Origin of the sequence: Janibacter sp. GS2, from assembly GCF_051200835.1 — a bacterium.
In the GTDB taxonomy this organism is placed as follows: Bacteria; Actinomycetota; Actinomycetes; order Actinomycetales; family Dermatophilaceae; genus Janibacter.
In genome coordinates this window covers 444,671-470,297 of the sequence record NZ_CP195161.1, presented here as the reverse complement: position 1 = coordinate 470,297, position 25,627 = coordinate 444,671, and the positions used below count along the sequence as shown (strand labels likewise).

Annotated in this window: 29 protein-coding genes; 21 read left to right on the top strand and 8 right to left on the bottom strand. The window is 70.5% G+C overall.

Translation table 11 applies throughout. The features are described 5' to 3' along the window. Nucleotides 1–58: 58 nt before the first annotated feature. Nucleotides 59–826, top strand: a complete 768-nt coding sequence (locus ACR9E9_RS02300) for a DeoR/GlpR family DNA-binding transcription regulator (RefSeq protein WP_435201286.1) — start codon at nt 59–61, stop codon at nt 824–826. A 9-nt stretch (nt 827–835) separates the two neighbouring features. Here ACR9E9_RS02300 and ACR9E9_RS02295 read toward each other — a convergent pair whose 3' ends face one another. Together ACR9E9_RS02295 and ACR9E9_RS02290 are read right to left on the bottom strand one after the other, a co-directional pair. Next, nucleotides 836–1,096 carry an HPr family phosphocarrier protein gene (locus ACR9E9_RS02295; RefSeq protein ID WP_435201284.1) on the bottom strand — a complete coding sequence of 87 codons (261 nt, stop codon included), beginning with the start codon at nt 1,094–1,096 and terminating at the stop codon, nt 836–838. A gap of 44 nt (nt 1,097–1,140) precedes the next feature. Next, nucleotides 1,141–2,121: a 1-phosphofructokinase family hexose kinase gene (locus tag ACR9E9_RS02290; RefSeq protein ID WP_435201282.1), complete on the bottom strand. Its 981-nt coding sequence runs from the start codon at nt 2,119–2,121 to the stop codon at nt 1,141–1,143. A 100-nt stretch (nt 2,122–2,221) separates the two neighbouring features. On the opposite strand from ACR9E9_RS02290, the gene ptsP reads away from it, so the two are divergent. Continuing rightward, entirely contained in the window at nt 2,222–3,919 is a 1,698-nt protein-coding gene (gene ptsP / locus ACR9E9_RS02285) for a phosphoenolpyruvate--protein phosphotransferase (RefSeq protein ID WP_435201280.1), read from the top strand. Nucleotides 3,920–3,955: 36 nt separating this feature from the next. On the opposite strand, the gene ACR9E9_RS02280 is transcribed toward ptsP, so the two are convergent. Next, nucleotides 3,956–4,897, bottom strand: a complete 942-nt coding sequence (locus tag ACR9E9_RS02280) for an alpha/beta fold hydrolase (protein WP_435201278.1) — start codon at nt 4,895–4,897, stop codon at nt 3,956–3,958. A 114-nt stretch (nt 4,898–5,011) separates the two neighbouring features. Here ACR9E9_RS02280 and ACR9E9_RS02275 point away from each other — a divergent pair, with 114 nt between their 5' ends. After that, complete coding sequence (locus ACR9E9_RS02275; RefSeq protein ID WP_435201276.1) at nt 5,012–5,677, top strand: winged helix-turn-helix transcriptional regulator; 666 nt, start codon at nt 5,012–5,014, stop codon at nt 5,675–5,677. Nucleotides 5,678–5,741: 64 nt separating this feature from the next. Here the strand turns inward: ACR9E9_RS02275 and ACR9E9_RS02270 are convergent, their stop codons facing one another. Further along, nucleotides 5,742–6,551 carry an alpha/beta fold hydrolase gene (locus tag ACR9E9_RS02270; RefSeq protein WP_435201274.1) on the bottom strand — a complete coding sequence of 270 codons (810 nt, stop codon included), beginning with the start codon at nt 6,549–6,551 and terminating at the stop codon, nt 5,742–5,744. 61 nt (nt 6,552–6,612) lie between these two features. On the opposite strand from ACR9E9_RS02270, the gene ACR9E9_RS02265 reads away from it, so the two are divergent. Together ACR9E9_RS02265 and ACR9E9_RS02260 are read left to right on the top strand one after the other, a co-directional pair. Continuing rightward, on the top strand, nt 6,613–6,801 hold the full coding sequence (locus tag ACR9E9_RS02265) for a hypothetical protein (RefSeq protein WP_435201272.1): 189 nt from the start codon (nt 6,613–6,615) through the stop codon (nt 6,799–6,801). A gap of 1 nt (nt 6,802) precedes the next feature. Next, nucleotides 6,803–8,191, top strand: a complete 1,389-nt coding sequence (locus ACR9E9_RS02260; protein ID WP_435201270.1) for an amidase — start codon at nt 6,803–6,805, stop codon at nt 8,189–8,191. Nucleotides 8,192–8,226: 35 nt separating this feature from the next. Here the strand turns inward: ACR9E9_RS02260 and ACR9E9_RS02255 are convergent, their stop codons facing one another. Beyond that, on the bottom strand, nt 8,227–10,122 hold the full coding sequence (locus ACR9E9_RS02255; RefSeq protein ID WP_435201268.1) for an alkyl/aryl-sulfatase: 1,896 nt from the start codon (nt 10,120–10,122) through the stop codon (nt 8,227–8,229). Between the two features lie 147 nt (nt 10,123–10,269). Between ACR9E9_RS02255 and ACR9E9_RS02250 the strand changes: the two genes are divergently transcribed. Genes ACR9E9_RS02250 through ACR9E9_RS02240 form a run of 3 tightly spaced genes read left to right on the top strand, consistent with a single transcriptional unit; the run spans nt 10,270 to nt 12,403 of the window. After that, nucleotides 10,270–10,830 carry a hypothetical protein gene (locus ACR9E9_RS02250; RefSeq protein WP_435201266.1) on the top strand — a complete coding sequence of 187 codons (561 nt, stop codon included), beginning with the start codon at nt 10,270–10,272 and terminating at the stop codon, nt 10,828–10,830. Nucleotides 10,831–10,866: 36 nt separating this feature from the next. Continuing rightward, nucleotides 10,867–11,790, top strand: coding sequence for a haloalkane dehalogenase (locus ACR9E9_RS02245; RefSeq protein WP_435201264.1), 924 nt, complete (start codon nt 10,867–10,869; stop codon nt 11,788–11,790). After that, nucleotides 11,771–12,403, top strand: coding sequence for a GNAT family N-acetyltransferase (locus tag ACR9E9_RS02240; RefSeq protein ID WP_435201262.1), 633 nt, complete (start codon nt 11,771–11,773; stop codon nt 12,401–12,403). The genes ACR9E9_RS02245 and ACR9E9_RS02240 overlap by 20 nt, the downstream gene beginning before the upstream one ends. Before the next feature lie 48 nt (nt 12,404–12,451). On the opposite strand, the gene ACR9E9_RS02235 is transcribed toward ACR9E9_RS02240, so the two are convergent. Beyond that, nucleotides 12,452–14,044 carry a flavin-containing monooxygenase gene (locus tag ACR9E9_RS02235; protein ID WP_435201260.1) on the bottom strand — a complete coding sequence of 531 codons (1,593 nt, stop codon included), beginning with the start codon at nt 14,042–14,044 and terminating at the stop codon, nt 12,452–12,454. A gap of 146 nt (nt 14,045–14,190) precedes the next feature. Between ACR9E9_RS02235 and ACR9E9_RS02230 the strand changes: the two genes are divergently transcribed. The 5 genes from ACR9E9_RS02230 (at nt 14,191) to ACR9E9_RS02210 (ending at nt 19,128) form a co-directional block, all read left to right on the top strand. Beyond that, nucleotides 14,191–15,183: an AurF N-oxygenase family protein gene (locus tag ACR9E9_RS02230; RefSeq protein WP_435201258.1), complete on the top strand. Its 993-nt coding sequence runs from the start codon at nt 14,191–14,193 to the stop codon at nt 15,181–15,183. Between the two features lie 51 nt (nt 15,184–15,234). Beyond that, nucleotides 15,235–16,803: an FAD-dependent oxidoreductase gene (locus tag ACR9E9_RS02225; RefSeq protein WP_435201256.1), complete on the top strand. Its 1,569-nt coding sequence runs from the start codon at nt 15,235–15,237 to the stop codon at nt 16,801–16,803. A 16-nt stretch (nt 16,804–16,819) separates the two neighbouring features. Beyond that, a complete protein-coding gene (locus ACR9E9_RS02220) occupies nt 16,820–17,539 on the top strand; it encodes a TetR/AcrR family transcriptional regulator (RefSeq protein ID WP_435201254.1) in 720 nt (239 codons plus the stop codon). Nucleotides 17,540–17,665: 126 nt separating this feature from the next. Continuing rightward, a complete protein-coding gene (locus tag ACR9E9_RS02215) occupies nt 17,666–18,505 on the top strand; it encodes an alpha/beta fold hydrolase (protein ID WP_435201252.1) in 840 nt (279 codons plus the stop codon). 5 nt (nt 18,506–18,510) lie between these two features. After that, on the top strand, nt 18,511–19,128 hold the full coding sequence (locus ACR9E9_RS02210) for a hypothetical protein (protein WP_435201250.1): 618 nt from the start codon (nt 18,511–18,513) through the stop codon (nt 19,126–19,128). On the opposite strand, the gene lepB is transcribed toward ACR9E9_RS02210, so the two are convergent. Further along, nucleotides 19,092–19,754 (bottom strand): signal peptidase I, encoded by a 663-nt coding sequence (gene lepB, locus ACR9E9_RS02205; protein ID WP_435201248.1) that lies wholly within the window; start codon nt 19,752–19,754, stop codon nt 19,092–19,094. The two genes, ACR9E9_RS02210 and lepB, sit on opposite strands and share 37 nt — an antisense overlap. Nucleotides 19,755–19,852: 98 nt before the next feature. Here lepB and ACR9E9_RS02200 point away from each other — a divergent pair, with 98 nt between their 5' ends. The 7 genes from ACR9E9_RS02200 to ACR9E9_RS02170 all read left to right on the top strand — a co-directional run bounded on the left by ACR9E9_RS02200 (nt 19,853) and on the right by ACR9E9_RS02170 (nt 24,423). Beyond that, nucleotides 19,853–20,455 (top strand): DUF6230 family protein, encoded by a 603-nt coding sequence (locus ACR9E9_RS02200; RefSeq protein ID WP_435201246.1) that lies wholly within the window; start codon nt 19,853–19,855, stop codon nt 20,453–20,455. A gap of 61 nt (nt 20,456–20,516) precedes the next feature. Continuing rightward, nucleotides 20,517–21,023 (top strand): DUF6114 domain-containing protein, encoded by a 507-nt coding sequence (locus ACR9E9_RS02195; protein ID WP_435201244.1) that lies wholly within the window; start codon nt 20,517–20,519, stop codon nt 21,021–21,023. 47 nt (nt 21,024–21,070) lie between these two features. After that, nucleotides 21,071–21,694: a DUF6230 family protein gene (locus ACR9E9_RS02190; protein WP_435201242.1), complete on the top strand. Its 624-nt coding sequence runs from the start codon at nt 21,071–21,073 to the stop codon at nt 21,692–21,694. Then, on the top strand, nt 21,691–22,053 hold the full coding sequence (locus ACR9E9_RS02185; protein WP_435201240.1) for a DUF6114 domain-containing protein: 363 nt from the start codon (nt 21,691–21,693) through the stop codon (nt 22,051–22,053). Before ACR9E9_RS02190 ends, ACR9E9_RS02185 begins: the two co-directional genes overlap by 4 nt. Beyond that, entirely contained in the window at nt 22,050–22,772 is a 723-nt protein-coding gene (locus ACR9E9_RS02180) for a hypothetical protein (RefSeq protein WP_435201238.1), read from the top strand. Before ACR9E9_RS02185 ends, ACR9E9_RS02180 begins: the two co-directional genes overlap by 4 nt. After that, the gene (locus ACR9E9_RS02175; RefSeq protein WP_435201236.1) at nt 22,769–23,449 is read left to right on the top strand and encodes a DUF6230 family protein; all 681 of its coding nucleotides are present in this window, start codon (nt 22,769–22,771) and stop codon (nt 23,447–23,449) included. Before ACR9E9_RS02180 ends, ACR9E9_RS02175 begins: the two co-directional genes overlap by 4 nt. A gap of 86 nt (nt 23,450–23,535) precedes the next feature. Beyond that, a complete protein-coding gene (locus ACR9E9_RS02170; protein WP_435201234.1) occupies nt 23,536–24,423 on the top strand; it encodes an SDR family NAD(P)-dependent oxidoreductase in 888 nt (295 codons plus the stop codon). Nucleotides 24,424–24,450: 27 nt separating this feature from the next. Here the strand turns inward: ACR9E9_RS02170 and ACR9E9_RS02165 are convergent, their stop codons facing one another. After that, a complete protein-coding gene (locus tag ACR9E9_RS02165) occupies nt 24,451–25,170 on the bottom strand; it encodes a hypothetical protein (RefSeq protein ID WP_435201232.1) in 720 nt (239 codons plus the stop codon). 98 nt (nt 25,171–25,268) lie between these two features. Here ACR9E9_RS02165 and ACR9E9_RS02160 point away from each other — a divergent pair, with 98 nt between their 5' ends. Further along, entirely contained in the window at nt 25,269–25,625 is a 357-nt protein-coding gene (locus ACR9E9_RS02160) for a GntR family transcriptional regulator (protein ID WP_435201230.1), read from the top strand. Nucleotides 25,626–25,627 lie beyond the last annotated feature (2 nt).

Here is a 25,627-nt window from a genome sequence, read left to right as displayed (position 1 = left end):
CGCCGCTATCCTCGGTCGGTACGCCCGACCGGGGTAGCGGCCGATGAGGAGTTCGTAGATGTACGCCGAGGAGCGGCAGCAGGCGATCGCCGAGCTCGTGACCGATCGCGGTCGGCTCGCGGTGCTGGCGCTGGCAGAGACCTTCGGCGTCACCACCGAGACCGTCCGACGCGACCTGTCCGCGCTGGAGCGGATCGGTCTGGTCCGTCGGGTCCACGGCGGCGCAGTTGCGGCGAACGCGCTTCCTCACGTCGAGTTCCGCCTCTCGGACCGCGACGCCGCCAACACCGCAGCGAAGGACCGGATCGCCAAAGCCGCTCTGGATGAGTTGCCCGCGTCGGGCTCGACCGTGCTCATCGACGCCGGGTCCACGACCGCCCGCCTGATCAGCCGGCTACCTCGCGACCACCCGCTCGTGGTGGTCACGCACGCGGTGCCGCTGGCGGCCCGGCTCGCCACGGCGCCACAGATCGAGTTGCACCTGCTGCCGGGGCGGGTGCGGTTCACGACTCAGGCCGCGGTGGGCCCGCTGACGGTGAAGGCGATCGAGGCGCTGCGGGTGGACACCGTCTTCCTGGGCACCAACGGCCTGACCAGCGGACACGGGCTCTCGACGCCCGATCGCGACGAGGCCGCGACGAAGCGAGCGATGCTCGAGGTCGCCCGTCGGGTCGTCGTCCTCGCCGACGCCAGCAAGTTCGGCGTCGAGGCGGCGATCCGCTTCGCACGCCTCGACGAGGTCGACGTGGTCATCAGTGACACCGGGCTCGCGGCCGAGCAGCGCGAGGAGATCGCGACGGCCGGTCCGCACCTGGTCCTGGCCTAGGCTCGCGCCCTACTCCTCGTCGAGGTCGCGGGCCACGAGGTCGGCGATGGTGGCCAATGCCTCGGCGGCGTCGCTGCTCACCTCGACCGTGTCGCCGAGCTCGGCACCCAAGGTCATGATCAGGAGTGCCGACGACGCATCCACCGGATCACCGTCAGGGACGTTCAGGGTCACCTCGGCGTCGAGCTCTGCGGCGGCGGCGGCGATGATCGATGCCGGGCGGGCGTGCAGTCCGACGCGGGACCCGACCGTAACGAGTTGGCTGGGCATCTTGGCTCCTGGTGTGTGGTTGGGGTCGTGACGGTTCGGGAGAGCTAGCTCCCGACGGGCGAAGGGGTCTCGCCGCTCAGGGCAGTGACCTCGACGAGCTCGGGGTGGACCTGGTCGGAGATCGGGAGCGTGGTGCCCGGCAGGGTCGTCGCTGCTGCGCCGTAGGCGACGGCACTGGCCAGGCACGGAGCGGGGGCGAGGCCCTCCAGGGCGGCCCGCAGGTAGCCGAAGAGGCTGCTGTCGCCGGCCCCGACCGTGCTCGCCACCGAGACGGTGGGAGGGGCCGCTCGCCAGGCTCCCTGTGACGTGACCAGCACTGCCCCTGCGGGCCCCAGCGTGGCCAGGACGGCCTGTGCTCCGGCGTCGACGAGTCGTCGTGCCGCAGCCGCGGCGCGGTCAGGGGAGGCCTCGAGAGAGCCGGGGTCCTCCCCGGTCACTCCCGCGAGTTCCTCGGCGTTCGGCTTGAGCAGGGCCGGCCGGCAGTCGCCGAGCGTTGCGACGACATCACGCAGGGCGTGGTCGGAGGTGTCGATGGCGACGTTGACCCCCTGCGTCTCGGCCTCGGACGCCAGCTGGGCGGCCACGTCGGCGTACCACCGGGTCGGCGCGCCCGGGGGGAGGGATCCGGTCAGCACGACCCAGGAGGCGCCGCGGGCGGCGCGCATCACCTCGTCCCGCAGGAGGTCGAGCTGAGCGGTCGAGACCTCCTCGGAGCTGCTGTTGACCTTGGTCGTCGTGCCGTCGGGCTCCGTGAGGGTCAGGTTGACCCGCACGGCGAGGTTGCCGATGGCGCTGGCGGGGATGTCGTCGGACGCGACGTCCTGGGCGAAGGTACTCGTCGCGTCGGCGAGCACGACCGCGAGGGTGGGTACTCCGGCGGCGACCGCGACCCGTGAGATGTTCACGCCCTTGCCGGCCGCCTGCTCGTAGATCGCCCGGGCACGCCCGACACTGCCGCGATGCAGCGGAGCCGCGAGCTCGACGGTGCGGTCGATGCTCGGGTGGGCGGTGACGGTGACGATCATGAGGTCATCTTCCTCGATGGGATTTGTATCTGTTGTTTTATGCCTGAATGTGTTGCTTGTCAAGCGGGTGCCGCCCTAGGGTCGGTACATGGTCGATCACATGAGTCCTGTCGGCGCGGACGTTCCCCCTTCACTCACCGGCACCCCCGTGGTGCCAGGCGTGGCCCTCGGGCCGGTCCTGCACGCCGTGCAGCAGCTGGATCAGGACGTCATCGCGGAGTATCGCCGACGACCGGCCGTGCCCGCGGAAGAGGCCCTTGCCACCTACGACGCTGCGGTCGCGGAGGTCGCCGAGCGACTGCTGAGCCGCTCTGCCTCCGCCTCGGGGGCCACGTCGGAGGTCCTCGTCGCGACGGCGGGACTGGTCAAGGACAAGGGCCTGAGGGGTGCCGTCCGCAAACGCCTCCAAGCCAACGAGGACCTGGTGGGTGCGGTCACCGGGTCCGTCGAGCAGTTCGTCGACCTGTTCACCCAGGCCGGGGGACTGATGGCCGAACGCGTCACCGACCTGCGCGACATCGAGCGTCGGGTTGTGGCCCACATCCTCGGTGTGCCGGAGCCGGGCATCGCCGTCCCGACCGAGCCATCGGTCCTCGTCGCCGAGGATCTCGCCCCCGCCGACACCGCGGGGCTCGACGCGAGCCGGGTCGTGGCGCTGGTGACCGAGGGCGGCGGACCCACCAGCCACACAGCCATCATCGCCCGCCAGCTCGGTATGCCCTGTGTGGTCGGGGCTGCCGGAGTGACACGTCTGCAGCCAGGCACCCCAGTCCTGGTCGACGGCATGGCCGGCACCATCGATGTCGACCCGGACCCGGCAGAGGCCGAGCGCTGGATCGATGTCGACCGGGCCTCGCGTGCAGCCCAGGCCGCGTGGTCGGGTCCGGGCACGACCCGGGACGGCCGGCCGGTCAAGCTGCTGGCGAACGTCGCCGACGGCGCCTCGGCGAGGGTGGCCGCCGACGCCCCGGTCGAGGGAGTGGGCCTCTTTCGAACTGAGCTGTGTTTCCTCGACACCGCCGAGGAGCCGTCCGTGCAGGTCCAGGCCGAGGTGTATGCCGAGGTCCTGCGTGCCTTCGCCGAGGACCAGCACGTGGTCGTGCGAACCCTCGACGCGGGATCGGACAAGCCGATCGCCTATGCCACCCCTGCCCACGAGGGAAACCCCGCCCTGGGGGTCCGCGGGCTGCGGCTGTCCTTCGACGACGCGAGCATGCTCGACCGCCAGATCGAGGCGATCGCCCGCGCCGCGCAAGAGACCGGGGTGCGGCCATGGGTGATGGCGCCGATGGTCGCCACGGTGGCCGAGGCGGAGGACTTCGTCGCGCGGGTCCACCGCCACGGACTTCGTGGCGGTGTGATGGTCGAGGTCCCCTCGGCAGCCCTGCTTGCCGACCGGATGCTCGAGGTGGCCGACTTCCTCTCGATCGGCACCAACGACCTCACGCAGTACACGATGGCTGCCGACCGGCTGGCCAGTGGCCTGGCGCACTTGTCCGATCCCTGGCAGCCCGCCGTGCTGCACCTCGTGGCCCTGGCCGCGCGAGCCGGGCAGCGTGCCGGCAAGCCGGTCGGAGTCTGCGGAGAGGCCGCGGCCGACCCCACCCTGGCCCCGGTGCTCATCGGTCTCGGCATCACCTCCCTGTCGATGGCGCCGGCCGCCGTCCGCGCAGTCGGTGCCCAGTTGGAGCGGGTGACGGGTGAGCAGTGCGAGCAGGCCGCACGTGCTGCCCTCGACGCGCCTGACCCCGACTCGGCACGGGCGGCCGTCCGGGTGATCCTGCGGGGTGAGGTCTGAGACGGCAGGCGCGCCTGCCGTTGCAGACGACGATCGTCACCAGTCGCCCAAGCGCTGCACCCAGTCCACCAGGGTGGTGGCGAGCGTCGCCGCCTGACCCAGCCAGGGCGCGTGGCCGCCGGGGACGACCTCGAGCTCGGCGTTGGGGATGAGCCCTTGGATGCGGTGCGCCGCGTGACCACTGCCCACCGGGTCCTTCTCGCCCCACATCAGCAGTGTCGGGACGTCCACCCGACCCAGCTCCGCCTCGCCGACGAGGACGTCGCGTCGAAAGCCCGTCCGGCTGAACAGGCCCCACGGCGAGAGCAGTCGACCGACCTCGTCCAGGACGGCCCGGCCCGCCACGGGGTCATTGCCGACGGCGACCATGAGGTCGACCAGCTCGGGGTGCGCACCGACCGTGCCCCCTTCGCCGATCATGGTGGCGAATCGGTGGAAGGACGCCGGGGTCTCCCGCTGGCGGGCGAGCACCGCACGCACGCCCGGGGTGCCCAGCAGCCGGAACGGAAGCGGCGCCCGGGTGCCCGGGAGGGACGGTGTACCCAGCATCGCGAGGCCGCGGACCCGGTGCGGACACGCGAGCGCGAAGCGCAACCCCCAGAGCCCACCCATCGAGTGTCCGACGATGACGGCCGCCGGCAGCTCGAGGGCATCAAGGACGTCGCCGACCCACTCGACACTCTCCGACGGACCGAAGCCGGCAGCACTCGGGTCGCTCAGGCCGAAGCCGGGCCGGTCGACCACGATCGCCCGGATGCCGTCGAGCCGTCGGACCAGGGGCCACCACAGCAGCCCCGGGCTGCCCGAGCCGTGGAGCATCAGCGCCGGGGGTCCGACGCCGCGCTCGAACGTGTGGACACCGGCGCCGTCACTCGTGCGCAGCGTGTAGGCGTCCAGCCCGGCGTCGCTCAGGACCTGCCGGTGGATGCGCTCGACCTCCGGGGGGTGCGCGAGCGGACTGCGAGCTGGCGTGGTCACGGGGTCCTCCCGGGGAGTCGTGAGCGGTCGATTCGAGTCTGTTGCCGTGCACGGCCCCTGGGTAGGACGAAATGTGTACTGGCCCTCCCGGCGGCGCGGGGAGCAGACTGGTCCATGCGCACGTACCGGCAGTACTGCCCCATCGCGCGGGCCTCCCAGGTCCTCGCCGAGCGGTGGACCCCGATCGTCCTGCGCAATCTGCTCTCCGGGGCCGAGACCTTCACCGAGCTGGCCGACGGCGCCCCGGGCATGTCGCGGACGCTGCTCAGTGCCCGGCTCCACGAACTGGAGCGGGTGGGGGTCATCACGATCGAGTCGCATCCCCGGGGGCGGGGCCACCTCTACCGTCCGACGGCCGCGGGGCTGGCGCTGCGCCCCGTGCTGGTCGCGATGGGCGACTGGGCCGAGGAGTGGTTCGAGCTGAACCCGCAGGACAGCGACCCGGGTTTCCTCCTGCACAGCTGGTGCACCCGCTCCCTGGTTGCGGAGCTCCTGCCCCCACGCCGGGTGGTGGTGCGCTTCCTCTTCACCGACCAGCCCCCGACGCAGCGGGAGATGTGGGTGATCTTCGATCGGGCCGAGTCCGAGGTGTGCCTCACCGACCCCGGGATGGAGGTGGACCTCGCGGTCACCTGCCCAGCCACGGCTCTCGCGCAGTGGCACCTGGGACGGCTCGAGTGGGCGCGGGCGGTGCGGGCCGGCACCATCCACGTCACCGGGCCACGTGATCTGGCTCGAGCTCTGCCCACGTGGAACCGACGCGGTGTCTGGGCCACGTGAGGGGAAGGGCGGACCTCCCCTTGTCCCGGGGAGTCGCCTCCACCGCTGACGGCCGTGCCTGCCGTCAGCGCTGATGCGTCCGAAGCGACCCCACGAAGGCCATCAGGTCGGTGGCCACCCGGTGGGGTTGCTCCCAGAGCACGAGGTGCCCGGTGTCGGCGTAGACGATCATCCGTGAGCCGGGGATGGCGTGGACGAGGTCGTCCTGCTGCTCGCGTCCCAGCAACGCGTCCCGCTCGCCCCACAGGACGAGGGTGGGTGCGGTGATGCGCGCCGCGTCGCTGGGTGGCGTCGCCTCGCAGAGTCCGTGGAGGGTCTGGCGCCAGACGCGCGCGGGGATGCGGGCGCCGTCGCGGACGCGGTCCTCGAGGTACCACTCGGGCACAGGATGGAAACGCGGGAACCAGGTCAACGAGTCCCGGACCCAGGCCGTGTCCACCGGATCGGCGAGCTGATCGACCTCGTCGGCGAAGGGCGGTCGCCCGTGGAGGCTGCGCGGCGATCCGACGAGCACGAGACCCGCGACGCGGTGCGGACGGGTGGCCGCCACCTGCTGGGCGACATAGCCACCGCTGGAGGAGCCCAGCAGGACGGCCGAGGGGAGCCCCAGGGCATCCATGAGCGCCACGATGTCCTCGGCCAACCCCGCCAGGGAGTACCCGGCCCTCGGTGTGTCGGCGTCCCCGTGGCCGCGTTGGTCGACGGCCACGGCGTGGATCGTGTCGTCGAGCATCGGCACCAGCCGATCGAAGGATCCCCGGGTCTCGCCCCACGCGTGGATCAGGATCACCGGAGGCGCGCAGCTGGGACCGACCGAGACACAGGGCAGCCGCACCCCGGTCGCGAGCTCGGCCCAGCGGATGTCCTGCCCCATCGACCAACCATAGTGAGCGCGGCCTGTTGACACGGTGGGAAGAGGTGGCAGTGTGGCGATCATGGCTCGGACCCTCACCCCCACCGCGCTCGATCACGGCCTGGCGATGGCTCGTCTGGAGGTGCCGGAAGAGCGCCGCGAGGTGGTGATCGCTGCCACCGAGATGATCCTGGGCCTGGCGGAGTCCTTGGACTCGGTCCCGCTCGGGGAGACACCGATGGCGCCGGCCTACGACGCGAGGTGGGAGTGACGTGTCCCTCCATGAGCTCTCGCTCGCGCAGGTCGCGGCGAAGATCCGCGCCAAGGAGGTCTCCCCGGTCGAGCTCACCGAGGCGATCCTCGCCCGGGTCGAGAAGGTCGACCCCGCGATCTGCGCCTTCGCGACCCTCACTCCTGACACCGCGTTGGCGACCGCGCGGGTGGCGGCGGACGAGATCAGCCGGGGCACCTACCGCGGTCCGCTGCACGGTGTCCCCATCGGCCTGAAGGACTTGTACGAGGTCGCTGGTGTGCCCAACACCGCGAGCTCGAAGGTGCGGGCCGACGAGGTTCCCGACCGGGACGGCGCCGTGGCCGGGATGCTGGCGGCAGCCGGCTCGGTGATGCTCGGAAAGACGCACACCCACGAGTTCGCCTACGGTGCGACCACACCCACGACGCGCAACCCGTGGAACACCTCCATGACCCCGGGCGGGTCCAGCGGCGGCACCGCCGCAGCCCTTGCGGCCGGCCTGATCTTCGCCGGCATGGGGACCGACACCGGGGGGTCCGTCCGCATCCCCGCCGCCGTGTGCGGCACGGTCGGGCTCAAGCCCACCTACGGCCGGGTCCCGCGGCGGGGTCTGACCTCCCTCTCGTGGTCCCTGGACCACGCGGGTCCGCTGACCAGGACGGCAGAGGACGCGGCCATCATGCTCAACCACGTCGCGGGGTACGACCGGGCCGACCCGGCCTCGCTCGACCTGCCGGTCCCGGACTACACCGCTGCCCTGACCGGCGACATCACCGGTCTGCGGATCGGGGTGCCGACCAACTACTTCACCGACAACGTCAATCCCGAGGTGACCGCGAGGGCCGCGGCGGCCGTGGCCGAGCTCGTCGAGCTGGGGGCCATCGTCCGCGAGGTCGAGATCCCGATGGCGGGTGCGATCCTCGCCACCGAGTGGGGCCTCCTCGTTCCCGAGGCGAGCGCCTACCACCAGCAGATGCTCAGGGAGCGAGGCGACCTCTACACCGACGAGGTGCGGACCTTCCTCGAGGCGGGTGAATTGGTCCCGGCCACGGACTACATCAAGGCGCTGCGCGTGCGCACCCTGATCCAGGCCGCCTTCAGGGACCTGTACCGGGACATCGACGTGCTCGTCGCGCCGACGGTCACCTCGCCGGCGTTGCCCGTGGACGACCTCGACGTGACGTGGCCGGATGGCAGCACCGAGAGCGCGACGATCACCTACGTGCGGTTGAGCGCCCCGGGGAATGTCACCGGACTGCCGGCCCTGTCGATGCCCTCCGGCTTAACCGACGACGGTCTCCCGACCGGCATCCAGATCATCGGTCGTCCCTTCGACGAGGCGACCGTCCTCAACGTCGGGCACGCCTACGAAGGGCGGACCGACTGGCCGCGTCTGGCGCCGCTCTGAGTGAAGACCGCGCCGGGCGCACGATGTGGCGGTGACTATTCGTTGTCGGCGGTGACGATGGCGAAGTTCGTGTCCCCCTCGTCGAGCACGGCCCCGAGGCGCTCCAGGACGCCGCTGTCTCCGGTGAGCTCGATCCCCGCTGCCGCCAGGCTCTCGGCGTCGACGTGGCCCTCTGCCAGCACCGGTAGGGCGTGGCGCGGGCCGGCCAGGGTGACATCGGCCGCGTCGCTGCGTGCGGCGGCGGTGTGGGTCAGCACGCCATTGGCGAGCCGCAGTCGGTACGACTCGTCGACGTCGGTGAAGCGCACGTCCACGGTCAGCCTCTCGTGCCAGGCGCGCGGCCCGTTGACCCGCACGGCGAGAGCGTCGAAGAGCATCTGCGGGCTGAGGTTGGCCTTGAGGTCGGGGGCCGCCGTCGTCGTCGGGGTGCCGAAGCGCCCTTCCCTCAGCTCGGTGGCCCCGGAGAGGTAGAAGTTGCGCCAAGTGCCGTTCTCGGACCCGTAGCCCAGCTGCTGGTAGGTCTCGGCGAGCAGGTCGCGGGCAGCGGAGTGCGTGGGTTCGGCGAAGATCACGTGGCCGAGGACCTCCGCCACCCAGCGCAGGTCCCCGGCATCGAAGGAGGCCCGCGCCTTCTCGACGACCGCGTCCGCGCCACCCATGAACTCGACGTACCGGGTCGCCGCCTCGACCGGGGGGTGCTGCCACAGATGCGCGGGGTTGCCGTCGAACCACCCCATGTACCGCTGGTAGATCGCCTTGACGTTGTGGCTGACCGAGCCGTAGTAGCCGTGGGTGTGCCACGCGTTCTCCAGGGCGGGAGGCAGCTCCATCTGCTCGGCGATCTCCGAGCCGACCAGTCCGCTGTTGAGCATCCGCAGGGTCTGGTCGTGCAGGTAGCCGTACAGGTCGCGCTGGGTCTCCAGGTAGGCCACGATCCGGTCCGTGCCCCAGGTCGGCCAGTGGTGCGACGCGAAGGCGACCTCGGCCTCGCCGGCGAACAGGTCGATGGCCTCCGTCAGGTACTGCGACCACACGTGGGGGTCCCGCACGAGTGCCCCACGCAGGGTGAGCAGGTTGTGCTGGTTGTGGGTCGCGTTCTCCGCCATGCACAGGGCCTTGTGGTCCGGGAAGTAGAAGTGCATCTCCGAGGGCGCCTCGGTGCCCGGCGCCATCTGGAAGATGATGCGAACGCCGTCGACCACCTCCTCCTGACCCGTCGTGGTGATCTCCAGCGTCGGCGCGATCAGGGTGACCGTTCCGGTCGACGTGGTCTGCCCCAGACCGGCCCCGACGGCCCCCCGAGGTCCACGCGCGAGGGCGGCCCCGTACATGTAGCCCGAGCGCCGGCCCATCGCGGTGCCGGCGTACACGTTCTCGGACACGGCGTGCTCCACGAACCCCTCGGGGGCGATCACCTGCACCCGGCCGGCGTCCACGTCCTCTTGGCTCGTGACGCCCTTGACCCCACCGAAGTGGTCGATGTGGGAGTGGGTGTGGATGACGGCGGTCACCGGCCGGTCACCGCGGTGCTCACGGTAGAGCGCCAGGGCGGCGGCCGCGGTCTCCGTGGAGATCAGCGGGTCGATCACGATGATGCCCGTGTCGCCCTCGATGAAGGTGATGTTCGACAGGTCGAACCCACGCACCTGGTAGATGCCCTCGACCACTTCGTACAGGCCCTGCTTGGCAACCAGCGTGGCCTGCCGCCACAGGCTGGGGTTGACGGTGTCCGGAGCCTCACCCTGGAGGAAGTCGTAGGAGTCGTTGTCCCACACCACCGTTCCGTCCTCGGAGTGCACCACGCCGGGCTCGCGGCTGCCGATGAACCCGCGGTCGGCGTCCTCGAAGTCCTGGGTGTCGGCGAACGGCAGAGTGTGCCGCAGCGCCTCCTGCTGCTCGCTGATGAACCCGGTGGCTGGTCTCGACGTCATGACGAGACCTTAGTCACTCCTCCCACGCTTCGCCACGGGTGCAGCGGAGTCCGGCGCGAGCAGCACTGGCGGGCACCGGCCGTGCGACGTCATGATGGGCGCAGCCGGTCGGACGCCACCGACCGTCAGACCGAAGGGGGAGGGCCGATGAGCGGCTTCGCCATGATCGTCGTGGGTTTGGTGCTCGGGATCGCCGGGGCGTGGTCCATCAGGACGGTTCTCGTCACTGCCGGATTCGGCGCCGGGTGGTTGCTGGCCAGCGTCTTCGGGGCCACCGTCCTCACGGCCCTGATCATTGCCCTGGTCACCGCGCTGCTCGCCTGGCTCGTGCTGCGCCTGGCCACCACGATCGTCTTCTTCAGCGTCGGCGCGCTGGTCGGCCTGGTCGTGGGTGGTCGGCTCTTCCGCCTCCTCGAGGGCGGCGACGGGAACATCCTGCTGGCCATCGTCTTCATCCCGGCGATCGGCATCGCCGGTGGCTGGCTGGCGGAGAAGGCGCGGGAGCGCTTCGTCGCCTGGGGCACCGCGATCGGTGGGGCGGCCCTCGTGCTCAGTGGCGTCGGTGTGCTGGTCAGCTGGCTGTCCTGGCTGCGCGATCCTGCAGAGGGGTGGCAGGCGGTCCTGGGTGCCGTGGCCTGGGTGGCGCTTGCCGTCGGCTTCCGCATCGGCCAGAAGGTGGTCGGCACCGGGGATCTCTCCGACCACTGACCCTCCCCGCTCCCGGGGAGCAGGCAGACTGGGGCGATGGATCTGCTGCGCACCCCCGAGTCGGCCTTCGACGCGATCGCCGACTTCCCCCACCCGCCCCGCTTCGCCGACGTGCCGACGCCGGACGCGGACGAGAGCGTGCGGATGGCCTGGTACTCCGCAGGGCCGGAGGATGGACCGGTCGTCCTCCTCCTGCACGGAGAGCCCACCTGGTCCTACCTGTACCGCGACGTGATGTCCGCGCTCGCCGACGCCGGGATGCGCGCGATCGCGGTCGACCTCGTCGGGTTCGGGCGCTCCGACAAGCCGGCGAGCGTCCTCGACCACACCTACGAGCGCCACGTGGCCTGGGTGCGGGCGCTGGTGTTCGACGTGCTCGATCTGCGTGACGTCACCCTCCTGGGCCAGGACTGGGGCGGGCTGATCGGCCTGCGACTCGTGGGCGAGCACCCGGACCGGTTCGCCCGGGTCGTGGCCTCCAACACCGGGCTTCCGACCGGGGACCACGACATGCCCCCGCAGTGGTGGCAGTTCCGACGGACCGTGGAGGCCGCGCCGGTGCTCGATGTCGGTCGGTTGGTGTCCGCGGGCTGCCGGCGCCCGATGCGCCCGGGCGCAGCCGCGGCCTACGACGCGCCCTTCCCGGACCCGGCGCTCCAGGCCGGGCCGCGGGCCATGCCGTCCCTGGTCCCGACGACACCGGAGGACCCGGCCACCGAGGCCAACCGCGCCGCCTGGGACCGGTTGAGCTCGTGGGACCGGCCCTTCCTCGTCGCCTTCTCCGACTCCGACCCGATCACCGGCCCGATGGGCCCGGTGCTGCAGAAGGCCATGACGGGAGCACGTGGCCTGCACCACCCCGTCCTGGCGGGCGCCGGGCACTTCCTCCAGGAAGATGCCGGTGCCGAGCTGGGCGACGTGGTCGCAGCCTTCGTCCGGGGTGACCGCGACTCCTCGTGACGGCCACGATCACGTGCTTGACTGGGCCATGGTCTTCGAGGTCCATCCGCTGACGAGTGATCGCGTCGACGACTTCGCCGATGTCGTCAACCCCAACCGGCGCAGCACCCACTGCTGGTGCCTGTCGCACCGGCTGCCCCCGAAGGAGATCGACGCACTGGGCGGCGGTGACCGGGAACGTGCCATGCGGTGTCTGAGCGAGCGTTCGAACCCGCCCGGGGTCCTTGGCTACCAGGACGACCTGCCGGTGGGATGGTGCTCGATCTCTCCGCGGGAGGAGATCCCCCGGCTGGCGGGGTCCCGGCTGATCCGACCCATCGACGACGTGCCGGTGTGGAGCATCATCTGCGTGGTGGTGCGGGGCGGCCACCGCAGACGAGGCATCACCGGACCCCTTCTCGAGGGCGCTGTCGCCTACGCGGCCTCTCGCGGGGCCCCGGCCATCGAGGCGCACCCGGTCGACCCGCCGGGACGGATGGACACCACGATGGCCTTCGTGGGCACACGGGCGATGTTCGCGCACGTGGGCTTTGCCGTGGTCGGCCGGACCGACGCCGTCGCGAGCACGATGCCCCGTCTGGTCATGCGTCGCGACCTGCGCCAGACCGCGTGAGCCCTCCCCTCGGGCTCGTCCCGACGGCGACGTGCCCCACCCTGAGCGTCACGGTGAGCCGACCAGTTCCCCGGTAGCCGGGGCCATCTCCGCCGTCGTCAGGGAGGCCGGGGCCGGCGCCGAGTGCGGCAGCTCCACCGCGGTCCCGTCACGCGGGATGAAGTGCATGGAGTCGGTGATGTCCGCGCGGGCGAAGCTCACGGTGTCGTGGACATAGCTCTGCGGCACGGTCCAGGGCGCCCGGTCCCCGACCTTGGGGAAGGTGGCGACGGCCCGGCGCATGTACCCGGAGGAGAGGGCCATGATCGGGCCGGCGGGCATGTTGCCGGGAGCGATCGGGACCGCGACGCCGCGGTCGTGCTGGCGCATGTGCATGAGCAACCGGACGGTGTAGCGGCTGATGAGGTCCGCGCGCAGGGTCCACGAGGCGTTGACGTACCCGATGCTCAGGGTGGTGTTCGGCAGGCCGGAGAGCATCATGCCGCGGTAGGCGTAGGCGGTCTCGACGGGGAAGTCGACCCCGTCGACCTCGAAGTGGATCCCGCCCAGCGCCTTCATCTGCAGTCCGGTGGCGCTGACGACCAGATCCGCCTCGAGGATCTCGCCGTTGGCCAGACGGATGCCCTCCGGGACGAAGCGGTCGATGTGCTCGGTGACGACCGAGGCCGATCCGGAGCGCAGGGCGCGGAAGAAGTCGCCATCGGGGACCGCGCACAGTCGCTGGTCCCACACGTCGTACGGGGGGGTGAAGTGCTCGGTGACGTCCTCGGGGGGCACCCGCCGCGACAGGTCGCCCATGACGATCGCCTTGGCCGCTGCCGGAGAGACCCGTGAGAGACGGTAGAAGAACCACTGGACGCCGACGTTCTTGGCGCGGACCAGGCGGTTGGTCAGGTTCTTCGGCAGGACCTCGCCGATGGCCCTCATGAGCCGATCACGCTCGGGCACCGTGAAGATGTAGCTCGGGGTGCGTTGAAGCATCGTCACGTGTGCCGCGACGTCGGTCATCGACGGGAGCAGCGTGATGGCGGTGGCGCCGGAGCCGATGACGACGACGCGCTGGCCGGTGTAGTCGAGCCCCTCCGGCCAGAACTGAGGATGGACCACCCGGCCGTCGAAGTCCTCGACACCAGCGAACTGCGGGCTGTGCGGGTCCTCGTAGTCGTAGTAGCCCGCGGCCAGGTGCAGATGGTTCGCAGTGACCTGACGCTCCCGCTCGGAGCCATCGGGTTCGCTCGAGCGCACCGTGATCGTCCAGCGCTGTTCCGGGGTTGACCACGAGCTCGCGGTGACCCGGCAGCCGTAGTGGATGTGTTCCTCGATTCCGTTGTCCTGGGCCGTTGCCCGCACGTAGTCGAGGATGTCGGCACCGTCCGCGATGGCCTTGCGCCCCCGCCACGGCCGGAAGGGGTAGGCGAAGGTGTACATGTCGGAGTCGGACCGGACGCCGGGGTAGCGAAAGAGGTCCCAGGTGCCGCCCGAGGTGGGGCGGCTCTCGAGGATCGCGTACCGGCTGAGGGGCATGCTCTCCTGCAGGCGATAGGCCATGCCGATGCCGGAGATCCCGGCCCCCACGATCACCACATCCAGATGCTCCGGGAGGTCTGCGGCGGTGTGTTCGGGCGTCAGTGTGCTGGTCATGGCGAGTCATCGTGCCCTGTCGTCGGCCTCGAAATCACCGTGATTCATCTCACAGGCGTGACATGGTGTCCCAGGTATTTACATGGGACAGCGTGTCACGCTAACGTCGCCGAGATCCCATCCGAACCCACAATGAGGTGAGCACGATGACGACCACGGCACACGCGCCCTCCGCTCCTCGAGCAGTCGAGGACGAGACGGCCTTCCAGGACTCTCTGCTGGCGCTGTCCCGGGCATCCGTCGACAAGAACTTCGACGCCTTCGTGGACATCGACTGGGACGCCCACGGGGTCGACCCCGATGACCCCCGCTTCATCCTCCCTTCCTCCGACGTCATCGGAGGCCACCCCTGGTACCGGTCCCTCGACTCCGGGCAGCAGGCTCGCGTGGGCCTCTACCGTCTCGCCAACCTGATGAAGGTCGGCCTGCAGTTCGAGCAGATCCTCATCAACGGGTTGATGAACTACTCCTTCGCCCTGCCCAACCGCGATCACGCCTTCCGCTACTCCACGCACGAGGCCACCGAAGAGTGCCACCACACCCAGATGTTCCAGGAGTTCGTCAACCGCTCGAAGATGCCGGTGGCCGGGGGGTCGACGGTCTTCCGTGGTGTGAGCATGATCCTGCCGCTCTTCGCGCGCCTCCTGCCCTTTGGCTTCTTCGTCGGCGTCCTCGCCGGTGAGGAGCCGATCGATCATCTGCAGAAGTCCTTCCTGCGCGGCGACGCCGAGCTGCACCCCCTCGTCCAGCGGATCATGCAGATCCACGTGGCCGAGGAGGCACGCCACATCGGCTTCGCCCACCAGTACCTGCGCAATGCCTCCCCACAGCTCTCCCGATTCGAGCGGGGCTACCTCTCGGTGCTCACTCCGCTGATCATGCGGTGGCTGTGCGACGAGATCATGAGGCCGTCGAAGAAGGCCCGCAGCGACATGGGCATCCCCGACGACGTCTTCGACGAGATCTTCTGGGAGTCGCCGACGTCGCAGAAGTTCCTGCGGGACCTCTTCGCCGATGTTCGTGCGCTGTGCGAGCAGGCCGGTCTGATGAACCGCACCTCGCGTCGGGTGTGGCGCTCCCTGGGCATCGATGGTCGCCCCTCGCGCTTCCGCAGCGAGCCCGCCTCGGCCGCGGCCTGAACCATGACGCACGTCATCACGCAATCGTGCTGCGCAGACGCCTCCTGTGTCGTGGCGTGCCCGGTCAACTGCATCCACCCCGCGCCGGGTGAGCCCGGCTTCGGGACGACGGAGATGCTCTACATCGATGCGCAGACGTGTGTCGACTGCGGCGCCTGCGTCACCGCCTGCCCGGTGGACGCGATCAAGCCCCTGCCGTCCCTGCTCACGCACGAGCAGTCCTTCACGGAGCTCAGCCGGGCCTACTACGCGGAGAACCCGCACCAGGACCGCACTCCGATGGCCAAGGTGAAGGGCCAGCGGCGCCTGCGCGACCAGCAGCGAGCGCTGCGGGCCGCGGTCGTCGGAGCGGGCCCTGCCGGGATGTTCACGGCTGATGAGCTGCTCACCCACCCGGAGGTGGAGGCGGTAGACGTCTTCGACCGTCAGCCCACGCCCTACGGGTTGGCCCGGGCCGGGGTGGCCCCCGATCACGGGCGCACCAAGCGGGTGGAGCGACTCTTCTCGGCCATCGAGGATGATCCGCGACTGACCTACCGCCTCGGGGTCGAGGTGGGGCGCGATGTGACGGATGAGGAGCTCTCGCGCTTCTACGACGTCGTCATCTACACGGTGGGCGCAGCCAGTGACCGCAGGGTCGGCGTGCCCGGGGAGGACCTGCCCGGATCGACGTCCGCCACACGCTTCGTCTCCTGGTACAACGCCCACCCCGAAGCGCACCAGTCCTTCGAGCTCGATCACGAGCGGGTCGTCGTCGTCGGCAACGGCAACGTCGCCCTGGACGTCGCGCGCATCCTCACCGCCGACCCGGACCAGCTGGCGGGCACGGACATCGCCGACGAGGCATTGGGCGCCATGTACTCGAGCTCGGTGCGTGAGGTGGTCCTCCTCGGCCGCCGGGGGCCGGCCCAAGCCGCCTTCACGGTGCCCGAGCTCATCGGACTGTCCGCGGTGGAGGGCATCGACGTGGAGGTCGATGCCCCCGCGGCGGAGCTGCGGGGAGATGACCCACGGACGCGGCTGCTCGCCGACCTGGCTGCTCGCCCCGCCCGTGGCACGGGACGGCGGATCGTGCTGCGATTCCTCTCGGCCCCGGTGCGTTACACGGGAACCGAGCGGGTGACTGGCGTCGACGTCACCCGGACCCGTCTGGTCCCCGACGGGTCGGGCCGGCTCACGGCGGTGCCGACCGGTGAGGTCGAGCACGTGGCTGCGGGCCTGGTGCTCCGCAGCGTCGGCTATCGCGGCACCCCGGTGGCGGGACTGCCCTTCGACGAGGCGACGGGGACCGTGCCCCACGCGAAGGGCAGGGTCAGGCCGGGGCGGTACGTCGCCGGGTGGATCAAGCGCGGACCCCGTGGCTTCATCGGCACCAATCGCTCCTGCGCCCAGGAGACGGTGGAGAGCATCCTGGATGACCTCGACGCCGAGCTCGTGAGTGAACCCTCCGCCACGTCGGCGGATCTGACGCAGCTGCTTCGATCGCGCGGGGTCGTCCCGGTCGATCGCACCGGGTGGCACCGGATCGACGCGGCCGAGCGTCGTCGCGGACACGGCCGTGGTGCGGAGCGCTCGAAGATCGTGGACGCCGCCGAGCTGATGGATGTGGCGAGGTGGTGATCGGTATCCTCGTGGGGTGGCCGATGAACCCGAGGACGACGAGTTCGCGGAGGACGGCTCCCCGGACGGCCGCCAGGCCCGGTGGGACGGACACAACGAAGCCCGACGCAAGCGGCTCCTGGACGCTGCCATCGAGCTCCTCGACGAGCGCCCGCCCGGTACCGAGCTGCGCATGGCGGAGATCGCCGAGCGGGCCGGTCTTCGGCGCCCGGTCATCTATCGCTACTTCACCGACCGTCAGGACCTGCAGGCGGCCATCGACCAAGAGATCGCCCGGCGCCTGGTCAGTCTCATCATGCCGATCTTCGACCCGCACAAGCCGGTCATCGACATCATCCACGACTCGATCGCCGTCTACGTGCACTGGTCGGAAGAGCACCCCGGTCTGCGCCACGTCATCGATCGAGGTTTCCAAACCGCTGGTGGCTCGGTGCAGAAGGGCGTCTCGGACCTCGCCCTGCTCGTCTCCCAGCTGGTCTTCACCGCGCTCCAGGGCTTCCGGGTCCGCCTCAGGGACAGCGACCTCGCCTATGTCGACCCGCTGGTCCACGGACTCATCGAGGCCGTGGTGGGCACGGTGCGGCGCTGGGTGTCGCTGGAGGAGCGGCCCCCTGCCGGCATGCTCGTCCACCTCGCCACGGAGTCGGTGTGGTACATCATGGCCGGCCATGCCCACGCCCTGGGCATGCAGCTCGAGCGTGACCAGAAGCTGGCGGAGCTGCCCGACCTCGACTGACCGTCGAGCGGTGCCGGACACGGTTGCTGCCACCTCTGGACCGAGCGTTCTCGCGACCTGCTCGCAGGCGTCAGCGGTCCCCCCACGACACCTGGCGTGGCCTCACGCCCTGCCCCGGAGGTCAGCATGAAGAACTCACTCGCCCACGAACGTCGCGGATCGGTCGCCGGGCCCTCCGTCCTCCTGGTCCACGGGATCGGTCATCGCCGGCAGGCGTGGGGCCGAGTGCCCGAGCTCCTGGCCGAGCGCGGGTACGACGTCATCTCGGTGGATCTGCCCGGGCACGGGCAGTCCCCGCCCCCAGCGCGTCCGGATGGGTACTCGATGCGCAGCAGCGTCGAGCAGCTCGAGCGACTCTGTCGGGAGCTCGGTGTGACCTCGCCCCATGTCGTCGGCAACTCCCTGGGCGGTCTCATGGCCCTGCACATGGCGGCCACCGCCCGGGCCGAGTCGGTCGTGGCGATCAGTCCCGCCGGCTTCTACCCGCCCCACCACCTGCTCGTGGTCGGTCCGGAGCTGCTCATGGTCAAGCTGGGCGCGCGCCTGCCACAGTCGATCTACCGGCACATCGTCGCCAGCCCGTGGGCACGCCGGGCCGCCCTGGGCGTGCTCTACCGTCATCCCGAGCGTCTGAGTGTGCAGGACTGCCTGGGGGATGCGGTGAGCCTGCGGAGCAGCCGGGGCTTCTGGCCCCACTTCGTCCGGGCGACCTTCCACCGGTTCTCACGTCAGCCCCGGGTCCCCACCACCATCGCGTGGGGGGAGCAGGACCGGATGCTCCTGCCGGCCCAGGCCGAGGTCGCCCGGACACGCTTCCGGGACAACCCGCTCGTGTCGGTGATCGGGCTGCCCGACGCGGGGCACTGTGGCCAGGTCGACCAGCCCGACGAGGTCGCCGCGATCATCGAGCGCAGCATCGAGCGCTCCGGCGTGGCCGGTCCGCTCGGTCTGCCTCGCGCGGTCTGACTGCCATGACGACCCAGGAGCTGCCCGTCACCCACGAGGAGACGGACACCACGAGCCGTCGGCGGATCCTCCTGACCGTGCTCATCGCGGTCCTCGCCATCGGTCTCATCGCCGGGCTCACCCTCTGGTGGCCGGGGCGTGACGGCAACGGTGACTACTGGACCGAGATCGACGCCCGACAGCCCATCACCGTTGACCAGCAGGCCATGGTGGAGCGTCTGGAGGGGAGCGGCGGCGAGTGGAGCGCTGAGCTCGTGCAGGGCGAGCACCTCGAGAAGGTGGACTGGTCGAAGGAGACCGCGATCGACGTCGCGGAGCTATCACGTGGCCGCACGGTCATCAGCAACCTCACGAGTGAGGAGTCGGTCCGCCGGAACGGTCGTCTGCTCATCCTGGGGCCTGCCTACCGTCCCCTGGTCGAGCGCATCCTGCAGGAGGACCCGGTGGTCTTCGTCGACGAGGACAGCGAGGAGGGCCGGCTCACCTACCGTCTCGGCGGGTGGTTGGCCTACTACTCGCCGGAGGGGGCGCAGGAGGACCGGACCGACGACGTCGAGACCTACCTCGAAGAGGTCGTGCGCTGCCCCTACGACGCAGATCCCTGCCCGAGCGGTGGATCATGAGCAGCCTCCAGGTGTGGACTGCCCGGCAACCGGCCGAGGTCGTCGAAGGGGTACAGCCGCAGCACGAAGACTCCGCCCAGCCGGTCGGCGGGCACCCAGCCGAAGGCTCGCGAGTCGTCGGAGTGCGCGAGGTTGTCGCCGAGCACGAACACGTGTCCGTCGGGCACCGTCGCCGCACGCACCTGCTCGCTGGCGGATCCCTCCTTCGTGCAGCAGGGGCGGGTGGAGGCCGCGGGCTGCCACGCGTCATTGACCACCCGCTGCCACGGTGCGCTGCCCGTGCGGCGCACCCACACCGCGACCTCGCGGTCATCGGTGGCCGGTCGCACGGCCACCTGGTCACCGGGGAGGGCGATGACTCTCTTGACGACCGAGACGCGGCCGGGCCCGACCCGGGCGTTGACGACGTCGAAGCGCTCGACATCATCGATGCCCCCGCGTGGGTCCAGCAACACCCGATCACCGTTGTTCAGGGTCGGCTCCATGCTCGAGCCGTTGAGCACGAGGCTCAGGGCCAGGGCGGCCACGAGCACGGCGGACCCCCCCAGAACCCCGACCACTGCCACCCAGCCCAGGGCTCGCCCAGCGCGCCCACGGTGACGGGGGCGGCTGTCGGACATCGGCATGACGCCATCATGCCCGATCCGGTGCACTCGCCCGGAAGGCACTTCGCGCCCCGTCGAAGTGCCAGTTCACCTCGTACGACAAAGGAGTCGACACCATCATGACCAGAGCACCAGAAGGACGCACGCGGTTGGGCCGTTTCGCGGCGATCACCGTGCCGGCCGCGCTCGCCAGCGCGGGTCTCGGCGTCGCGGTCATCCAGGGCATGGCCTCCGCGGCCCTGTCCTCGTCCGAGCCCTTCCAGCTCGGCAGCGAGCAGCTGACGGCCTCGAGCCTGCAGCTCAACCTCGACGCCGCGAGCGCAGCCAACAGCGTCACCGACCCGACTGCGGGAGCCAAGAGGGCCGCGCGGGCCGATGTCACCGACACCACGCTCTCCACCCTGTGCCTGGCCGCGGGCCACGAGCTGCCGGTGCTGGGCAACGTCGTCGGGTTGAAGATCGAGTCGCCGACCGAGGTCGAGGTCGGCGACGTCACTCTCCAGGCGGACTCACTCAACGCCAGCAAGGCGAAGCTGCCGGAGACCTCCATCGGCGTGGCCTCCACCTGGGACGACGACACGAAGGGTGGCTTCGGCCTGAAGTCCCAAGGTGACGTCACCCTCGACGAGCTCGACGCCAAGGCGTACGCCCTCGACATCTCCGGGCTGACGCTCAACGACCTGGCGATCTCCCCGCAGATGGGCCAGCCGAGCTGCGGCTGAGCGCACTAGCTCCCGTGTCTCGCGGCGAACCTTCTCGCCGCGAGGCACGGAAAGGACCACGATGTCTGAACTCGCACGTCACCCGGAACCGTCGACGACGAGCCGCGGCCCCCGTCCCGGGACCCGGCGCGCACGCCTGAGGGCCTTTCGCCGCACCCGCCCCTTCTGGGGGTGTCTCATCCTGACCCTGGCGGCCTACTTCATCATCTCCCCCGTGCTCACGTCGGTGAGCGCGACCGTGAGCATGGGAACGGCCGCCGTGAGTGGGTGGGTCGTCGGTGCCATCATGCTGGCCGCTGCCGGCGTCTCCCTCGTCGCACCCGGCCAGCGTCATTTCGCCGCGATCGTGGCCATGATCGTCTCCGTGGCGTCACTCGTCCTGACCAACCTCGGTGGTTACATCATCGGCATGGCCCTGGGCATCGTCGGGTCCGGCATGATCTTCGCCTGGACCCCGACCGTGAACCGCCGCGGCGGGGCACACCTGGAGCCGCGAGGGTCGCAGTCGGACGAGGACGAGGCCGCAGAGAGGGCTGCTGACGAACCAGCCCTGGAGGAACGGGCGTGAGCGGCCTCCGCGGACACCGCGCCTGGGGGGTCGGGAGACCCGGTTCCGTGCGGCGACGCCCGGCGGTCCTGGCGGGTGGTGGCGGCCTCCTGGCCATGGGCCTGCTTGCCGCACTGGTCTCCCACAGCGCCTTCGCAGTCGGTCTCACGGCCGCGCACGAGGACACCCGGATCTACATGGACGGCCTGTCCGGGTCCGGGGTGGGTCTGTCCGCCACGACGGCGACGCACGCCGCCGAAGCGAACGGCGCGATGGCCGTGGAGCGGGCTCGAGTGGGCCTGCAGCTCCAGGACGTCGAGGTCAACGGGTTGTGTCTCGTGGCAACGCACGACATCCCCGGTGTCGGCACGACCTCGGCCGTGATCACGGCCGGTGAGGCCGTGGACGGGCGCCGGAGTGGCCGTGATCCCGTGAGGTTCGAGTCGCTCGCGCTGGACCTCTCCTCGATCGAGGGTCAGGCGCGCGACGTGGACGACCTGGCGTTGGGCCAGTCGGCGCAGAACGTGCCCGGTGGGGGCGCCGCCGGCGAGTTCGGCATCGCCGCGAGGAGCATCGCCTTCGATGAGCTCGCCCTCTCCTCAGGTGCCCTTGACCTCTCCTCCGGGGCGACCCTCCCGGGACTTCGCGTGCGGACGCTCGCCGGTGCTGCTGATCGATCGGATTGCCCATGAAGGACCTCGTTCATCTCGCCCGCACCACGCGGCCGGTGCTGGGAGGACTCCTGCTCGTCCTCGCCGGTGCCGAGATCATCTGGATCGACGGGCGCCCCGTCGCCGTCGCGATGTCCGGGAGCAGTGGCTCCCTGCCGATCCTCCTGGGCGGGTCCCTGGTGCTCTTCGGCCTGCTGGCCTGGGTGACTCCCCTGTACGCGCCGATGATCGGGCTGCTGGCCCAGGGCGCGGCCCTCCTGTCCTTCGTGGCGGCCAACCTCGGTGGTTACGTGCTCGGGTCCGTGCTCGGCATCGTGGGTGGAGCGCTCGTCTTTGCCTGGCGGAGCGAACCCTGTGACCTCACGGAGGTGGGGACATGAGGTGGGTCCACTCACCACGTGGCGCGATGGCGCGACGGCAGCGCACCATCGTGGTGGTGGCTCTCGTGCTGACCACCGTCTTCGCGGTGACGACGGTATCGGCTGATGAGCGAGCCGACGCTGCAGTCGAGTGCGGTCCGGGAGACAGCCACCGCAATGACCTGACGCTCGGGGCCACCGACCAGAGCGTCACCCCCTGCGTCTCCGGGTCGAACCTGAACATCTCCGTGCCGAAGAGCTGCCTGTTGACCATCTGTGAGAACAAGTACAAGGTGCGTGAGATCCGTCGTCACGGGCGGGAGACGGTGACCTACTCGGACGGCACCTCCGAGGAGCTGTTGCACTTCACCTTCAAGGAGCTCACCTTCCGTCGGGACGTCACGATGCGCACCGACAACAACGCGGCGGGGCAGCTGAGCCTGCAACCGGAGGGCGTCGCGCACATCGGGGGGGCGAGCGTGGGCGGTGGAGCGACGTACACGGACGTGTGGGTCTCCGGGGGGACCTTCAACATCACCTTCACCGACCTGCCGTCCGTGCTGGCGTGCACGATCCCCGTCCCGGCGAACTCTCCGCTGGTCGAGATCGTGCAGGGCGGGACCATCCGAGGCTGCGGCATCGACCTGGACGTCAAGTACCTCGTCTCCTACGACGAGGACGCCTCCTCGGGTCGGCCCCCGATCCGGCTGCCGAGGACGACGTTGGAGGTGACCCGGTGAGCCCTCGCACGCCGCACGGTCACACGTCGCTGCGCGCCGCGCTGACGGCCACGGTGGTCGGCATGCTGGCGCTCGCGCTGACCGCGACGGGCACGAAGGAGCGGGCCGTCGCCCTCGATGTGACCTTCCAGGAGCGTCCCTCCCAGTTCTCGACGTCCGGCCTGAAGGGGACCGATGTGGCCTTCGCGACCGTGCCGGCGGATGTCTCGGACGGCCGCGACGGGACGAAGCAGGTGTCGGTGCTGCGGGGCGGGTTCGCCGGTGCCGAGCTCGACGGCCTGTGCATCTCGCAGCAGCAGGAACTCCTGGGTGGGACGTTCACCATGCGGGTGACGGCCGGGGACGGAACCACGGGCGAGTACGACATCGACAGTGCGTCCGCGACCTTCGATCTGACCGAGGTCGAAGGGGGAGAGGACCCCGGGATCGCCTTGGGCGGCGTGGTGCAGATCGGCCAGACCGCCAGCGACGTCACCACGGTCGCCGGACTGGACAACCCGCTCGCTGCCCCCGGGAGCGGCCGCTACCTGGCGATCAGCTCATCCGCCGGGGAGCTGAGCGACGTCCGTGGCACGGTCTACGGTTTCTCGATCGACGACGTCGCCACGATCCCCGGTCTCGTCGTGGAGATCGTTCCCGGTGACAGGGGGTGCGACTCGCTCGACCTGCCCACGTAGTCGGTCACCGACCAGATATCCCGGCTCCACCCCCCCCTTCGTCGGGGCCTGACCCGCTCGCGCCCCTCACCACACAGGAGAAGTGCATGTCCTTCAACTCTCGCCGCCGACCCCGCTCGTATGCCGGAGCCCGAGTCCTCGTCACGGGTGGTGCCTCTGGCCTGGGACTCGAACTGACGCGGCTCCTCGCCGCTGACGGAGCGCGCGTCCTCGTCGTCGACCTGCATGCGGAGCCCCCGGCGGATGCGCTGCCGGCCGGTGTGGACTACCGCCCGCTGGACGTGCGATCCGACGAGGGGTGGGACGAGGTGCGCAATGCCGTCGAGGCCACGTGGGGTGGCCTCGACCTGCTGGTGCTCAACGCGGGGATCGCGGTGGGGGGCCGGATCGAGGTCGCGTCGATGGAGGACTGGCAGCGCATCGTCGACATCAACCTGCTCGGTGTCGTCCGTGGTTTCCGCGCCTTCGTCCCGATGATGAAGGAAGCCGGCCACGGCCAGATCGTCGCGACGTCTTCGCTCGCAGGGCTCGTCCACGCGCCGGGCATGGCCGCATACAACGCGGTCAAGGCCGGAGTGGTCGCCGTCGTCGAGGGGTCCCGGGCGGAGCTGGCCCCCTTCGGCGTGGGGGTGAGCGCCATCTGTCCCTCCTTCTTCCGCACCAACCTCCACGAGTCCCTGCACGGCAAGGACGTCGAGCTGGAGCAGAGTGCGACCACGCTCATCACCAAGGCACCCAGGTCGGCGAAGCAGGTGGCGGGGTCGGCGTACGAGGGCATGGCGCGCGGCCGAACGATCATCCTCACCGACCCCGACGGCCGCATCGCGTGGCGCTCGAAGCGCTTCAGCCGTCCGGTCTACGAAGCGGTCCTGACCCAGGTGGGCAAGCGGCTGGCCGCGGGGAAGCCGCCGCTGCCGACGTGGGTGGAGCGCCTCCAGCAGAGGCAGGGCGGTGATCGCTCGCGCACTCGATGACCTCCCCGTCACCGGGGGGACGGTGACCTACGGGGCGGAGTCCTCGGGCGGGGTGCCGGGGGTCGCGAGCCGGTACCGGTGGCGCCGGACGCCGGCCGTGGTCCCGATGTCGTGCTCCACACAGCGGTGACCTCCGGGGACGAAGGCCACCGGCACACGGAAGATCGGCCCGTCGTGGACGAAGGAGTGGTACTCACCGAACTCCCCCGCCGGGTCGACGCCCGGGGGCAGCGCGTCGAGGAATGCCGTGTCCAGCGTGACCCCCAGGTGCTCGACCCCGAGCACGGCGGCGTCGACGACCACGGTGGTCGCCACGAATCCGGCGGCGAGGAACCGCGTGAGGCTCTCGGACGAGGTCATCCCCTCCAGTGGCTCCAGCACCTCGATCCCCCACGGGCCGAACTGCTCCTCGTGGAATGCGCGGGCGCCGGAGACGTCGAGGTCACCGAAGGCACAGGCCCGGATGCCCTGCGATCGCAGGTCGGCGGCCGCGGCGTCCATCGTCTCGACGTACCCCTCCAGTCCCGGCCCCGGGAGGTCGACCGTGTGCAGGGGGAGGCCGATGCTTCGCGCCTGGGCGTGCACCAGCGCGGTGGGGAGCTCGTGCACCGTCGACGCCCCGAGCTCGGGGTGGACCGTCGTGAGCAGACGATCCACCACGACGTCCTCTCGTGCCAGCAGCAGGGAGAGGGCCAGCGCAGAGTCCTTGCCGCCGCTCCAGTGCAGTGCGACGTGCCGTGGGTCCATGTCGACCATGGTGCCGCCTCTGCCGTCCGGCTGTCCTCGGCGTTGACGTCCCCCGGCGCGCCCCGCATGATCGTGTCAACACAAATGGAGGTCCCGACATGGAGCTGCGCATCGACGCCCGGAGTGCGACATCGCCCTACGAACAACTGCGCCATCAGATCGAGGGCCTGATCGGATCGGGGGGCCTCGCGGCGGGGGACCGGTTGCCGACCGTGCGACAGCTGGCCGCGGACCTCGGGGTCGCTCCGGGGACCGTCGCCCGGGCGTATCGGGAGCTGGAGCAGCGCGGACTGCTCGAAGGGCGTGGACGGGCCGGAAGCTTCGTCGCCGACGACGACGCCCATCACGCTGCGCAGGCAGCGGCACACGCCTACGTCGCCCGCATCGAGTCCCTCGGCCTGCCGGCATCGAGCGCCCTCACGTACGTCGAGCGACTCGTCGCGCCCTCCGCGTAGAC